Source organism: Prolixibacter bellariivorans ATCC BAA-1284 (genome assembly GCF_000621705.1).
GTDB classification, from domain to species: domain Bacteria; phylum Bacteroidota; class Bacteroidia; order Bacteroidales; family Prolixibacteraceae; genus Prolixibacter; species Prolixibacter bellariivorans.
The window spans coordinates 35,474-50,251 of record NZ_JHXO01000015.1 but is presented as its reverse complement, the minus strand read 5'-3'; the positions used below and the strand labels follow the sequence as shown (position 1 = coordinate 50,251).

The window sequence follows — 14,778 nt, the reverse complement described above, 5'->3', positions numbered from 1 at the left end:
TATGAAGAGTATTATCCCACCATTTTTGAATGGGGAGGCTGTTTGACATTAAATTTTTGAGAGTTACATCATTCACACATGGAAAACGGTGATGTGTTTGCGGTTTTCCAGGGAAAAGGTATACCACTTTTTTTTGATGCGGGTTCTATTAATTAGAAATAGCTCTTTATCATTTTGCTCAAAGCATCATTATCAATTGGTTTTGAAATATAATCATTGCATCCAGCCTGTATTGCTTCTTCCCTGTCGCCTGCAAATCCATAAGCTGTTTGTGCAATAATAACCACTTCCTTGTTAAATGCACGAATCTGTCTGGTCGCTTCATAACCATCGATTCCCGGCATTTTAATATCCATCAATATCAAATCAATGTCCGGATTACTCTGGATCGTTTCAACCACCTGAATGCCTGTATTCACTTTTAGAATTTCTTTTGCAAAATTTCTGACGACAAATGACATCAGCTTTTCCGACACTACGTCGTCTTCGGCTATCAGAATTTTCAACTTTTTGGCCTGGTACTTTGCAACATTATTTGGAAGATCAATTTGAACGTTATTTTTCTCCTTCGGTGCATGATTAATCGGAATGCTAAAATAGAATGTAGCACCACCGTTGTTTTCTTCAGGCCATTTTTCCGATCCATCACAGGTTGTCCCTTGCGTATCAGTGTTATTTTCCACCCAAATTTTACCCCCTAGCATTTCTACGTAGGCTTTTGAGATCGATAATCCCAATCCGGCTCCTTCATAAGTTCGAGTCAACGATTCGCTGCCTTGTCTGAACCTTTCAAAAATAACTTCTGTTTGTTCCGGATGAATACCTGGGCCTGAATCTTTCACGAAAAACTCGAAAAAATTTCCTTTCCTTTGGCAGCCAAGTTCAACGGAGCCTGTACTAGAAAACTTAATGGCATTATTTACAAGATTTGTGAGCACTACAAATACTTTCTCCCTGTCTGTTTTTATAACTACTTCGTCATTGGGAAGTAGAGCTCTATAGAATATATTCAATTCTTTCTGTTCGGCTTCCGGTTTGAAAAACCTGTATACATAATCAAGCAATTCGTTTACGTTGGTATCAGAAATCGAAATTTCAACTTGTCCCGATTCGATTTTTGAAATATTAACGATATCGTTGATAATATTCAGCATACGCTTGCTACTGTCCTCTATGATATCAATATACTGCTGCTGCTCCTCGCTCGATAACATAGGTTCTTTCAATAGTTCGGTAAAGCCAAGAATACCGTTCATTGGCGTACGAATCTCATGGCTCATATTAGCCAGGAAGGCGGACTTTAAACGGTCGCTTTCTTCCGCTTTATTTTTGGCGCTTATCAGTTCCTGTTCATCCAACTTTCGTTGTGTAATATCCCGAACAATGGCAATGGTGTAAATTTTCTCAAGCTGAACCATCGTTACATTCACCTCAACCGGGAATGTCGTACCATCCTTGCGTAGGTGCAATGTTTCTATAATAGTTGAATTGGATAGTTGAAATCCATCCATTAATGATTGGAACATTTCTGGTGTTTGATTCGGATCGATATCAAATATGTTCATACCCAAAAGCTCACTACGGCTATATCCCAGGTCGATACAAGCCCGTTCATTCACATCGATAAACTGCCCTGTTTCCACATCAATAACCTCAATCGCATCATTCGACTTATCAAGTAGCGTGCGGAAGAGTCTCTGCGATTCCTCAGTCCGCTTTCTGTCGGTTATGTCAAGGATTGTACCTATAATCCCATCGACGTTTCCTTCACTATTCGTAAAAACCGCTTTGTTAAAAATAACATCCCGGATTAAATTGTTTTTCGTTTTTATTTTGGACTCGTAATGCTGCTCTTCACGAGTTTTCAGTAATTCATTATCTTTGGCAAAGTAAATTTCAGCTAACTCCCCAGGACTCTGTTCAAATACGGTTTTCCCAATTAGTTCGTCCCTGGAACAATCAAAAAATGTTTCATAGGCCTTATTAAAACCCAAATACCGTCCGTTTTTATCCTTGTAAAACACGGGGATTGGGATCGCATTGAGTAATGTATCCAGAAAATTTTCCCTTTCAAGTAGAGTTAACTCTATTTGTTTACGCTCGGTAATGTCAATATATGTTCCAAGTACACCATTAATCTCCCCTTTAGGACCGCGCAAAGGTATCTTGCTCGTAAGAAGGGTGATGTTTTTTCCATCAGGTGTTGTTTGGGGTTCTTCGATATTCAATCTGGCCTTGCCACTCTCAATTACCAGACGGTCATCACGATGATACAGTTCGGCCTGATCCCGCCAAACCATTTGATAATCATCTTTGCCAATAATTTCTTTGGGGTCGTTAAAACCCGCATCCTGCGCGAAGATATTATTGCAACCCAGGTAAGTGAGATTCTTGTCTTTCCAAAATACCCTCACCGGGATGGTATTGATAATCCCTTCAATAATCTGTTGAGATTTAAGAAGAGCCTCTTCCGACTGTTTACGCTCGGTAATATCCCGCTGTATTCCAATAAAACCTATGATGTTTTCCCTATCATCGAAAACCGGACTGGTAGAAACTTCAACTTGAATCAGTGTACCGTCTTTTCTTTTATTAATGAATTCATCTCTTACTTCATTTCCGCTTTTTAGTTTTTCCCAATATTGTATATAATCGTTCGCGTCCTTCAATCCACTCTTTAGGATTCGCGGGGTTACTTTTCCAATAATTTCATCGATAGTATATCCGTAAATAGCAGTGAAAGTAGGATTGGCAAAAGTGAAAATACCGTGTTCATCTGTCAGGAAAATAATTTCGGCAGAATTATCAATCGCTTTTTTCAGTTTTAAAAGTGATTCCTCCGCAAGTTTGCTTTCGGTTATGTCCTGTATTGTCCCTACCAATTGTATTGGTTGGTTTTCTCCGTTGAGGACAAGCTCCCCCATTCCCCGGACCCATCTTTCTGTATTATCATTCTTCCGAATTATTTTATACTCTTTATCAAACTTTTTTAAAGAACCTAGTACTTCATTTGTTAAATATTCCTGCATTACTTGTTGCCATTCCGGGTGAACAATGGCAGTCCATCCTTTGATCGACCGATCATAATCTGCGTCAATTCCAAAAATCGAATCTAAAATTTCCGAACTTCTCCACTTCCCGGTTTTTATATCTAACGCATAAGTTCCAAGCAAGGCAATCTTCTGAGTCTCTCTCAAAAACTTTTCACTCTCTTTCAATAATGCTTCCGCTTCTTTACGTTTGGTAATATCGCGTACAAAGGCAATAACTTCATCTTTGCCACTGGGTACCATGCGGGCTTCATAATCACGCATTCCATGCATTGGTGTGTCCAATTGGTATTCTAATTCCTGTATCGCTCCACTATCCAGCGTTTTCCGGATATACCGTTCAGTCAAATCCGCAAACCCGGGAGGAGTAATATCCCGATTTTTTTTACCGATGATTGTTTCACCGGATTGATCATAAAGAGTTGCTTTATCGGCTTTATAATCCAAATAAGTTCCTTCACTATCCATTCGGAATATCAAATCGGGAACAGCATCCAACAATGCTCTTGTTCTTCTTTCACTCTCTCTGAGTACGGCCTCTGTGTGTTTCCGTTCAGTAATGTCGGTTATGGTACCCATAATCGCTTTTCCTCCTAAATAATCGACCAACTCGGTGGTAATTAAGGCGTCCAGTTTTGTATTATTTTTAGTTACAATTCGATAATCAAACGGCTCTACATGGAGGCCCTGCATACTTTTATATAAATTCTGCCTGATAATATCCTTATAATCATCATCAATCAATACCATGAAATCAAAATCCTCGGCATAATATTCTTCCTTTGAGTAGCCCATTACGTCGACGCACTTTTGATTTACATAAACAACCCGTCCATTGTAATTGATAAAAATTAAATTGGGCGATTGTTCTGCTAGCGTAACAAACTTCTGTTCATTACTCTTTATCGTTTCAAGAGCATGTTCTCGCTCTGTAATATCCTCAATGGCAAGCAGAATGATTTTCTCTTCTCCGGCAGCCCTTTTAATTTGTCGGGCATTTAAGAGTATGATGCGTTGGCCTATAGTAGAAAAGCTGTGTTCTACCTCATAGTTGTCGAAAGTTATTTTTTCTGGAAGAATTACCTCCAGCAGTTCTCTCAGTTTCGGGATATCCCATTGTTGGTTTCCAAGCTCGAAGATGAGCCTTCCAATGGTATCTTCCGGATTTACCCTGAAGAAATTATAGAAGGAAAGGTTGGCTTTAATAACTTTTAGCTCCTCGTTTAACACAAGCATAGGTTCGCGTACCGTATTGATTATATTTTCGGCAAACATATCTACCTCCCCCCTAGCCGTCAAACTCATTTTTGAATGCGAAGGTCTTTTAGCCGATTTTATATTTTCCTTTTTCCCCATTTTTCATCTCTTTCCTGAAAATACTACGACGTCTCAATTGATTTATGCAATGTGAATTTGAATTTGGAACCTTTTCCATATTCACTTTCCACCCAAATTTTTCCGCCATGCATCTCAATAAATTCCTTACATAACAACAAACCCAGCCCGGTGCTTGATTCTCCTTCAGTGCCTTGTGAACTTACCTTTTCTTCTATTTTAAAAAGTCGGTGAATATCTTTCTCTGGAATTCCGACTCCATTGTCCTCAACCGCCACCTCAATTGTATCATTATCGAGCCATTTAGATTTTATGATAGTATTCCCGTCCTTTCTGGTGAATTTAACCGCATTTGACAAAAGGTTTCTAAGTACGGTACCTATCATTTTTTCATCGGCGTACACCTTTTGTGTATCAACAATTTCATTAATTATTGATATCCGTTTTTGTTTGGCCATTTGGTAAATGGTTTCGATGCTTTGTGAAACCATCTTCGATAAATCAGAATCTTTTGGCGCAAAGTCGATAGCTCCCTTTTGAACCTGTGACCATTCCAGCAAGTTTTCCAATAGCTTATATAGATTACGGGCGCCTTCGTTTAATAATATACTATATTCAACTAATTCCTCACGGGAAAATACTTCGGAGCTATCAGACATTAACTCAGTTAAATTTAAGAAGCCATAAAAAGGGCTTTTTAAATCGTGCGCTATTATGGAAAAGAATTTATCTTTCTCAGCATTTAATTTTTTTAGTTGTTCATTTTTTTCTTTTATCTCCTTTTCTGTCCGGTTGCGCTCAGTATCATCAAATATGACGCCTTCAATATAGAGGGGCTTTCCATCATTCCCCACAACTGGTCTTCCTTTTTCGTGGAAATAGCTTAAACTGCCATCCTTTCGAATGAAACGATATTCGACTTCAAATTCAGAATTATCTCTCAACGCATTCTTGACAATTTCCATCACATATTGTTTGTCTTCAGGAAATATAAACGGATCAATAGAGCAAATTTCTCCGTTTCGCAATTCATCTTTGGTATAGCCGGACATTTGTTCAATAACATTATTGAAAAATTCCATTTTGCCCCGTTCTCTGAGGTAAAGCCGGTACACGGAAGCCGGTATATTTTCGGCAAGCGTACGATAAGAATTTTCACGTTCCCTTAATGCTTTCTCTGCCTGCTTGCGCTCTGTAATATCAATAAAACTGATTAAGCTTTTTGCCAGGGTATTTTCATCTTCGGGAACTACCGAGATCCTGAAAATGGCCTGCTTTGTTTCTCCTGTTAATGTTTTAACCGGAATCTCTCCGCCAATTTTTTGATTTTCTTCCGTGCGCGCCAGTGCAACAAGAACATCCTTTGCCGTGTCAAATGATTCTTCTATAAAGAAGTCGAAAAGTCCGGTCAGAACATCCTCTTTTTGGGTTGCTTTAAAAAAATTCAATATTTCTTTATTCGCGTCTATAAGTTTAACCATTGATACACAATGAATCACTTCATCTATGTGTTCGTCGAAATACGTGCGAAGATCACCAATTCCCTTTTCCTTCAGTCCGGTAATATAATTTATTGCTTCTGAAAGATCGATCTCCCAAATAGGTGTTCCGGAATTTTCAAATAAATCACGGTAACGGTATTCGTTTTTACGTATTTCATCTTCCACGCGCTTCCGCTCGGTGATATCCTGGTTAACCCCCAGTGCCTTAATGGTACGATTATCTGCATCTTTCTCGATACGAACATTAGCTGCGAAGTAGCCTATCTCGCCGGGTGCATAGATTACACGGTATTCCAGTTGGGAAGTATACGCCGGATCCGGAGTTTCCAACGCTTTCCGAAGTCCCTTCTCAATCAATACCCGGTCATCCGGGTAAATATACTTTTGTGCGAAATGCTCCGAAGACATAGTGTTACCGCCTTCTTGTTCTGCTGTTGTATTAAATAGTGCGAAGGATTGATCGGGAAAAGTAAACCGATCGAGAACGAAGTCATATTCCCATGTACTGAGTTTGGCAATCTTCATAGCATCGGTTAACTTGGCTTCACTTTCTTTAAGTTTTAGTTCAGCTAATTTCCGGTCGGTAACATCCTGCCAGGTTCCAATCAGTTCGATAGGGTTTCCCGAATCATCTTTAATCAGTTTTAGGTCGTCGTGCATCCAGTGCCAGGATCCATCGTTAAATAAGAAGCGATATTCATGTGAATGATTACCTTTTTGAAATAGTTCGCCAAGGTTTTTAAATACTTCCTGAGCATCATCCGGATGAATATTCTTTGCCCACCATCCTTTTTTAAAAAAAACTTCATCTGCATAGCCTGTAATAGAAGAAAAATTTCCACTGATATATCTTGCATCAAAATCTCCAAAGGCTTCGCTGGAATAAATCATAGTAGAGCTCGATTTCATCAACATTTCAAGTCTCTGTTTAGATTCAAGTAGTTCTTTTGCCAGCCTTTTCTTTTCTGTTATTTCGTTTGCAACAGCAACTGCAGCAATTACCTCACCTATTGAATTTTTAACGGGGGAAATACGCATTTCAACTAATATTTCTTTACCGTCTTTGGTTTTGCTCCATTGTTCACCTTTCCACCCGTCCATAAATATTTTAGGATCTGTTATTTCACCCACTTTGCCATCATCTCTTTCCAGTAGTACTGAACCTACGAATTTGCCTGTTAACTCCTCCTGTGTATAACCAAATGTTTTACAAAAAGCATCGTTTGCAAATAGAAAGTTGAAGTTAACATCGGCTATTGCAATTATATCATTAGCGCTTTTTAAGGTATTGCTGAGAAGAAGAATTTGCTCATCAGATTTTTGTTTCTGCTCTATCATTTGGTCAAAAGCCCGTTCTAATTCTCCCAGCTCATCTTTCCATCTGGACCGAATTCCGACCGAAGAGTCACTACGTGATAATTTCCGGTCTGCATCAATCATTTTCGAAATAATACCTTTTATTTTCAACAAATTAGACTCGTCGTCTAATAGTATATTTTCTTTTTTATCTGTCTTTTTCATGATACTGACCTGTGTTGAGTTAAAATTTATTTATGCAATGTGAATTTGAATTTGGAACCTTTTCCATATTCACTTTCCACCCAAATTTTTCCGCCATGCATCTCAATAAATTCCTTACATAGCAGCAACCCCAGCCCTGTGCTTGATTCTCCTTCGGTTCCTTGTGAACTTACTTTTTCTTCTATTTTAAAAAGTCGGTTAATATCTTTCTCTGGAATTCCGATTCCATCATCCTCTACCGAGACTTCAATTATATTATCATCCAGCCACTGAGATCTAATAATAGTCTTCCCATCCTTCCTTGTGAATTTAACTGCATTTGATAGAAGGTTTCGGAGTACAGTGCCTATCATTTTCTCATCAGCGTAAACTTTTTGCATATTAACGACTTCATTAATAATTGATATCCTTTTTTGTTTGGCACGCTGATAAATGGTTTCGATGCTTTGTGAAACCATCTTCGATAAATCAGAATCTTTTGGCACAAAGTCGATAGCTCCCTTTTGAACCTGTGACCATTCCAATAGGTTTTCTAATAGCTTATATAGATTACGGGCGCCTTCGTTTAACAACTTACTATATTCAACCAATTCTTCCCGAGAGAATACTTCGGTACTATCGGACATTAGCTCAGTTAAATTTAAAAAACCATAAAAAGGGCTTTTTAGATCGTGAGCGATGATAGAAAAGAATTTATCTTTTTCAGAATTTAGCTTTTTTAGTTGTTCATTTGATTTCTTAATCTTTTCTTCAGCCAATTTCTGTTCAGTAATATCCCGGTTATTGGCGCGTCGTCCCAGCCATTTTCCATCGGGGCTTGTAACTGTTTGACAAGTATGCCCAAGCCAGCGTTCTTGCCCGGAACGTGTAATGATGCGAAAATCAAGGGAGCGTAAACCCTGGTCTTTTCGTAAATCTTCTTCTAAATGGGTAAAATAAGCTTTATGGTCATCCGGATGAACAAGGCTCGAAAACAGATTCGGGTCATTGACAAAATCTTCGGGGAGATAACCGGTAATACGCTCACAAGACGGTGAAATGTAAATATACTTTCCATCAGGTGCCATCCAATACTCCCAGTCGTACGTAAAATCTGCAACAGTACGGTATCTCTCCTCGCTCTCACGCAACGCTTCTTCAATTTTTAAACGTTCGGTTATATCAATATCAATCCCGCGATAACCGGTAAGATTATTTTCCTCGTCAAGAATCGGAAATCCTGATGTAGAAATGAACACTCTTCTGCCGTCCTTGTGTATGTTGCAATTAACAAAATCGCTGATGCTCTCTTTGCGGGCAATTGCTGCAAGAGCTCCCTGTCTAAGCTCTTCTTTATGTTCAGGCTCAAAAAAATCGTAAAAATGTTTAATACCGATTAGCTCATCGGGGTCATACCCCAATAGTTCTTTCACAACCGGATTTACATACGTAAATAAGCCTTCACGATCTATTTCCCAAATCCATTCGCGTGCACCTTCTGCTACCTGTTCAAATCGTAATTCACTTTCCTTCAGTTTGTCTTCAGCAAGTTTACGTTCGGTAATATCCCGGCCTATTCCCAACACGCCGATAAGATTTCCATTCTCATCATACATCGGAGTCTTTATGGTATCAGAAAAAATTTTATGCCCGTCATCTGCAAAGGTTAGCCATTCTTCGTTACTTGTTGGTTTACCTGCCTCCATCGCTTTTCGATCATGCTCGCGGAAAAAATCAGCCAATTCACGGTCTACAAAATCATAGTCGGTCTTTCCAATCATATCTACTTCCTTCGCACCATAAAGACGCTCAAACATTGGATTGCAAGCCAGATACACACCACCGGCATCTTTAAGCCAAACCAGGTCAGGTATCGCTTGTAACAGCGCATGCAATTGGGCTTCACTATTTCGCCACTCGTTGTCCGCTGGTTTGTGCGCGTTGATATCACGAATATGGCACTGAATTTCGTTATGATTATTTACCAAATAACCATTGCAAATGAATTCAACATTGATTTTTCGCCCAGCAGCGGTTTCGATAGGCAGCTCTTCATATCTTACGTACCCCTTCTGCTGCCATTCAAACAATTTTTCCTTATTGTCGATAATATCCTTGAAGATTCCTGTTTCCCAGATTGTTTTTTCAATAAAACGTTCTTTCGGATAGCCCAGCAAATCGGTTAAAAACGGATTCATATCAACGATTATCCCCGTTTCGGCATCAAGAATTAAAACCCCGTCGTTTACCGATTCTAAAAGTCGGCGATAACGGATTTCTGAAGCCGATAATGCTCCCTCAAGGGAAAGCCTTGATTTTCCCTTTTCCGGATCCTGATTTTCGTTTAAATGAGGCATAACTATTGGTTTTTAAAGATTTAAACTTCCAGTAGGGCTCCATGTGTTACATTCATCTTCCAATTTCGAGCTATTTAAGTGAAAAACAGTTACAAAATTCTGAATAAGATTTACATCACTCACATATGCAAATTATTTACTATCAATCCAATAACGAAAACCAACTACTTTTTATTGTTACTGCAATTTGTCAGGCTGCTCTTTCTTCATTGTTTTTCAATCCTCATCTCAAAACACAATTAATATTTTGATTATCAATACACAATAAATATAAGTCTAATATTTTTGATGTTCGTTATCAAACGAACGAAAATCAAATTCCAGACGAAAGAAGTGGAATTCAAGTTTCTTTCATATATACACCAGGCATTAACCCAAAAATAATCGCTCAAATTATCTCAGCTAGTTTATTATACAACATGATTTCCACTCATTTTTGTTTTTTATACCAATTGGTATATATTTGTATTGGGTATGAAGAAATCGGAAAGAACAAAGCAGTTTATCATAGCGCAAACCGCAGCCATTTTTAACAAAAAAGGGTTTGCAGGTACCTCCATGGCCGATATTACCGGCGCCACAGGATTGACCAAGGGCGCTATCTACGGGAACTTCGCCAACAAAGAGGAAGTGGCGCTGGCTGCATTTGCCTTCAACTACGGACAGATACGCAAGACAGTGCACGTTGCACTGCAGAAAGCAGAAAATACACGGGAGAAACTGCTCGCCTATGTTGACTTTTACAAGGAATATTATGAAACCATTTTTCAATGGGGCGGTTGTCCTATTTTGAATGTCTCGTCCGACTCCGATGATGCTCATCCCCTACTATTCCAGAAGGTAAAATCCGCATTGGAAAGCTGGAGGAACAATCTCATTTCCATCGTTGAAGAGGGACTATCAAAAGGGGAAGTCAAACCGGAAACCAGCCCGGAGGCTTTCGCTGACATGTTTATTTCCCTGATAGAAGGTGGGATTTTGCTATCAAAAAGCCTCGGAAATAATCAAATTTTATTATCGAATCTGGAACTACTGAAAAAGCAGGTAAATATGATACTGATATAAGGCGTTAATCTCGCTTCTTCTGTAATAACGGCAGTAAAAAATGCCATTCAATCATTAGAAATAATTATAGAAAAAGAACCATAAATCAATTGATATGAAAAGAGTAGTCATCACCGGACTGGGTGCCGTCACACCTTTGGGCAATAGCATCAGCGAGTTCTGGCAAAATGCTGTAGCCGGGAAAAGTGCCGCTGCGACCATCACCCGTTTCGACGCTTCCCTTTTTAAAACCCGCTTTGCCTGTGAGGTAAAAGATTTCAATCCGGGTGAATATCTTGAACGCAACGAAATAAAGCGTAGCGATCTGTTCACCCAATATGCGCTGCATGCAGCTACCCAGGCCCTGCAGGATTCCGGTCTGGATATATCGAAAATGGATCCATTCGACATCGGGGTCATCTGGGGTTCCGGACAAGGTGGAATGAGCACCTTCGAAGAGGAAGTGACCAACTATGTGCAAGGCAATTCCGAACCGCGGTTCAGCCCCTTCTTTGTACCCAAACTGATTGCCAACATGGCTTCCGGTATGATTTCCATCAAATTTGGTTTGCAAGGCATCAACTTCACGACGGTTTCGGCTTGTGCCACATCTAATACCTCCATCATGGACGCGTTCAACTACATCCGGATGGGAAAAGCGAAGGTATTCGTGACCGGTGGTTCGGAAGCGCCTATTACTCCGGCATCGGTGGGTGGTTTTAGCTCGCTGAAAGCCATGTCAACCAATAACGAGCATCCGGAATTGGCCAGCCGTCCATGGGACGTCGACCGCGATGGTTTTGTAATGGGAGAAGGTGCCGGTGCCCTGATTCTTGAAGAATACGAACATGCCAAAGCACGCGGAGCCCACATTTATGCTGAGATGGTTGGTGCTGCCATGACGGCCGACGCATACCACATGACTGCTACGCATCCCGAGGGCATTGGCGCCATTAAAGCCATGGAGCTGGCATTGGAAGAGGCACAACTCAATCCGGATGCCGTCGATTACCTGAACGCGCACGCTACTTCCACCCCGGTGGGCGACCCCAGCGAGGTGATTGCGGTAGAAAAAGTATTCGGCTCAGAACCACAACTTCGCATCAGCGGAACCAAGTCGATGACTGGTCACTTACTGGGAGCAGCGGGTGCTGTCGAATCCATTTTGTGTATCAAAGCAATTACCGACGACATCATCCCGCCTACGATTAATACGGTGAATTTGGATCCATCCATTCCGAAACAGATTCATATCGTTACCGGAGAAAGTCAGGAAAGAAAAGTTGATGTGGCGATGACCAACAGTTTTGGCTTCGGTGGACACAATGCGACGCTGCTCTTCAAGAAAATCTGATGGCAATTAAAATTAAAGATGAGAGATGAACTTCCTTCAATTGTTCATCTCTCATCTTTTTTTGAAAGAAAAACTGCTTTAAAAAGACCAACATCAAAGCTATAAAGTCTCACATCTCAAGCCCGCGTCTTAACACCTACCACTTAAAACTTCTAAAACAATAGAAACACCCACTTATTCCACAGCCGTCTTGAATAATTCCTAACTTTGAAAGACGACATTCCTGAGCTCTTCGATTTTTGGGAAAAAAACGGATTAATTTGAAAAAGGACAGCGGCAATACAACTCCCGAATCCAAACCTTTTTGGTTCTCTCTTGATAATGCTGCGAAGATATTTCCGGCGATTATCACGAAGGAGGTTACATCTGTTTTCCGTCTGTCCGTTGTACTGAAGCAACCCGTAAAAATGGACGTCCTGCACAAGGCCGTGTTGCAGACAGAAGAGCGATTTCCCTATTATCTCGTTCAACTCAAACAAGGATTTTTCTGGTACTATCTCGAGCAGCTTCCTCGTCACATACCCATAACAGCAGACGAGCGTCCCTACTGCCGCCAATTTCGAAAAGGAGAACTACTGCTCCGGATTCTGGTCCGGAAAAACTGCGTTAGCCTCGAAGGATCGCATGTTTTAACCGATGGTTCAGGGGCTTTTGCCTTTCTCCGAACCATCTTGCTGTTTTATTTACAGGCGCTCGGGCTCTCCTTCCCGGAAGGAGAGTTACCTCATACCCTCGGGGAGGTAGTCTCCGCTGAAGAATATGAGGATGCCTACAAACGCTATTTCAAAGACGATATTCCACCAATGGTGAAACGTTCGAAGGCATTTCATCTGCCTTTTCCGCTGAATAGCAAGCCCCGGTTCCGGCAGTCGACCGTTATCCTTTCGATGTCTCAAATGAAACAGGCCGCAAAAGAGAAAGGCGTCAGCATAACCATTTACCTGGTGGCGGTATACCTGCATACCTTGCAGGAAATACATAACAATCTGGGCGGGCTGAGCCGGCTGAAAAAGTGCAGGCGGTTGCGGGTGCAAGTGCCAATCAACCTGCGGAAGATTTTCCCGTCGAAAACCATGCGGAATTTTTCGCTCTTCGTCATGCCTGAAATTGATCTACGCCTGGGACAGTACTCCTTCGACGAGATCATCAAAACTGTGTACCACCAGATGCAGCTCGAATCGGACGAAAAGCTCATCAACAAGAACATCGCCCGAAATGTGAGCGGTGAAAAAAACCGGGTGGTTCGGGGCATTCCGCTTTTTCTGAAAAGTTTAATTCTACGGATGAAATATTACTCACTGGGAACAAGTCAGTACAGCGGCGTCATCACCAACCTGGGGAAAGTTGATCTGCCGGATGAAACACTTGAATTCGCGGACCATTTGGTCGTCATTCCTCCTCCGCCTAACAAGATGTTGAAACTCAACTGCGGCGTCATCGGGTTTGGCGACAAACTGGTTCTGAGCTTCGGAAACATTACCCGTTCGAACGAATTTGAAGAACGATTCCTGCTTTTTCTGACGACACAACATATTTCAGTTGAACCGGAAACAAAAACTGACCAACCATGACTACTTGTCCAAACTGCGGCGTTGAACTGAACGAAAATGCCAATTTTTGCTCCCTTTGCGGGGAACCCCTGCTCCATCACCAATCCGGAAATGCCGAGTGGATTCAATCCCGTAAGGTCGTGCAGGAAAAGAAACTTCGTTCCGAATATCAACGACTGACCCGGTTTCAGAAACGGATGATTTTCTGGGAAATTTCCGGGCTCATCCTGCTTTCCGGGAGTCTCATCACCTTTCTTATCGATCTGATTGGCAACGAATCGATCACCTGGTCAAAATATCCGGTTACCGTTAGTCTGGCTTTGCTCATCAACATCACGCTGCTAACCTTCTGGCACAAAAAGTCGAGCCGGTGGTTGTCCCTGAGCTTCCTTACTTCTTCCCTGCTGATTATTCTGCTGGATATTTATGGCGGCGGAACCGGTTGGGGTATGCACCTGGGGATTCCGTTGTTACTGGCCGCCTATATCACGCTTTTCGGACTTATTCTGATGGTACGTCGTGCCCGGCAGAAAGGGTTGAATATTGTCGCCTATTCGCTGATAACGGTGGGATTGCTGAGCGTGTGTACCGACGGCATCATTTCTCTGTACGTTGTTCATCGCTTGCATTTCAACTGGAGCCCGATTGTGCTGATAGCAACAGTAATGATTGCCGGGCTTTTACTTTACATGCATTACCGGATGAAGAAAGTGACTGATTTGAAACGGTTCTTTCATATTTAACCACGACTTTGTTAATTTCCTTTCCTAAGTTCAACATTTTTCAACGAATTTCTCTTTAGAAACTACTCTTAATACTCATCTTTGGGGTGGTATATAAATATATAATTGAATCATTATCTGTCTGTATTGTCCTTCCGGACGGGATTTCATTTTTCTCCTTAGATGAGAAAAAAGAATCAAGTCAAAGTGATCCTTCCTCCCGCGTCACAATTCTTTCTTTCCTACTCACAACCCTGAATACCCACCAAGAATTGCTCCCTCCTTCGCTGGCCCGGCCTACTTTGACTGGCCTCCCTTTCTTTTCGCCTTACGGCGAATTAAGGAATTGAGTTCCCGTAAGATT

Annotated in this window: 7 protein-coding genes; 4 read left to right on the top strand and 3 right to left on the bottom strand. The window is 41.1% G+C overall.

Annotated features, from left to right (window positions below):
• Positions 1-152: 152 nt before the first annotated feature.
• Genes T426_RS25310 through T426_RS0118865 form a run of 3 tightly spaced genes read right to left on the bottom strand, consistent with a single transcriptional unit; the run spans position 153 to position 9,744 of the window.
• Positions 153-4,406 (bottom strand): PAS domain S-box protein, encoded by a 4,254-nt coding sequence (locus T426_RS25310; protein ID WP_051569027.1) that lies wholly within the window; start codon positions 4,404-4,406, stop codon positions 153-155.
• A gap of 23 nt (positions 4,407-4,429) precedes the next feature.
• Entirely contained in the window at positions 4,430-7,408 is a 2,979-nt protein-coding gene (locus T426_RS25305; RefSeq protein ID WP_051569026.1) for a PAS domain S-box protein, read from the bottom strand.
• Between the two features lie 26 nt (positions 7,409-7,434).
• A complete protein-coding gene (locus T426_RS0118865) occupies positions 7,435-9,744 on the bottom strand; it encodes a PAS domain-containing protein (RefSeq protein ID WP_027586121.1) in 2,310 nt (769 codons plus the stop codon).
• Positions 9,745-10,218: 474 nt separating this feature from the next.
• Here T426_RS0118865 and T426_RS0118860 point away from each other — a divergent pair, with 474 nt between their 5' ends.
• The 4 genes from T426_RS0118860 to T426_RS0118845 all read left to right on the top strand — a co-directional run bounded on the left by T426_RS0118860 (position 10,219) and on the right by T426_RS0118845 (position 14,435).
• A complete protein-coding gene (locus T426_RS0118860) occupies positions 10,219-10,809 on the top strand; it encodes a TetR/AcrR family transcriptional regulator (protein ID WP_025866304.1) in 591 nt (196 codons plus the stop codon).
• Positions 10,810-10,903: 94 nt separating this feature from the next.
• Complete coding sequence (gene fabF, locus T426_RS0118855) at positions 10,904-12,142, top strand: beta-ketoacyl-ACP synthase II (RefSeq protein WP_027586120.1); 1,239 nt, start codon at positions 10,904-10,906, stop codon at positions 12,140-12,142.
• 260 nt (positions 12,143-12,402) lie between these two features.
• Complete coding sequence (locus tag T426_RS0118850; protein ID WP_027586119.1) at positions 12,403-13,713, top strand: hypothetical protein; 1,311 nt, start codon at positions 12,403-12,405, stop codon at positions 13,711-13,713.
• Complete coding sequence (locus tag T426_RS0118845) at positions 13,710-14,435, top strand: DUF6320 domain-containing protein (RefSeq protein ID WP_025866306.1); 726 nt, start codon at positions 13,710-13,712, stop codon at positions 14,433-14,435. Before T426_RS0118850 ends, T426_RS0118845 begins: the two co-directional genes overlap by 4 nt.
• Positions 14,436-14,778 lie beyond the last annotated feature (343 nt).

Excerpts from the sequence above, each read along its gene's own strand:
- T426_RS0118860 (WP_025866304.1), top strand. The coding sequence starts at position 10,219 with ATGAAGAAATCGGAAAGAACAAAGCAGTTTATCATAGCGCAAACCGCA.
- fabF (WP_027586120.1), top strand. The coding sequence starts at position 10,904 with ATGAAAAGAGTAGTCATCACCGGACTGGGTGCCGTCACACCTTTGGGC.
- T426_RS0118865 (WP_027586121.1), bottom strand. The coding sequence starts at position 9,744 with ATGCCTCATTTAAACGAAAATCAGGATCCGGAAAAGGGAAAATCAAGG.
- T426_RS25310 (WP_051569027.1), bottom strand. The coding sequence starts at position 4,406 with ATGGGGAAAAAGGAAAATATAAAATCGGCTAAAAGACCTTCGCATTCA.
- T426_RS25305 (WP_051569026.1), bottom strand. The coding sequence starts at position 7,408 with ATGAAAAAGACAGATAAAAAAGAAAATATACTATTAGACGACGAGTCT.
- T426_RS0118845 (WP_025866306.1), top strand. The coding sequence starts at position 13,710 with ATGACTACTTGTCCAAACTGCGGCGTTGAACTGAACGAAAATGCCAAT.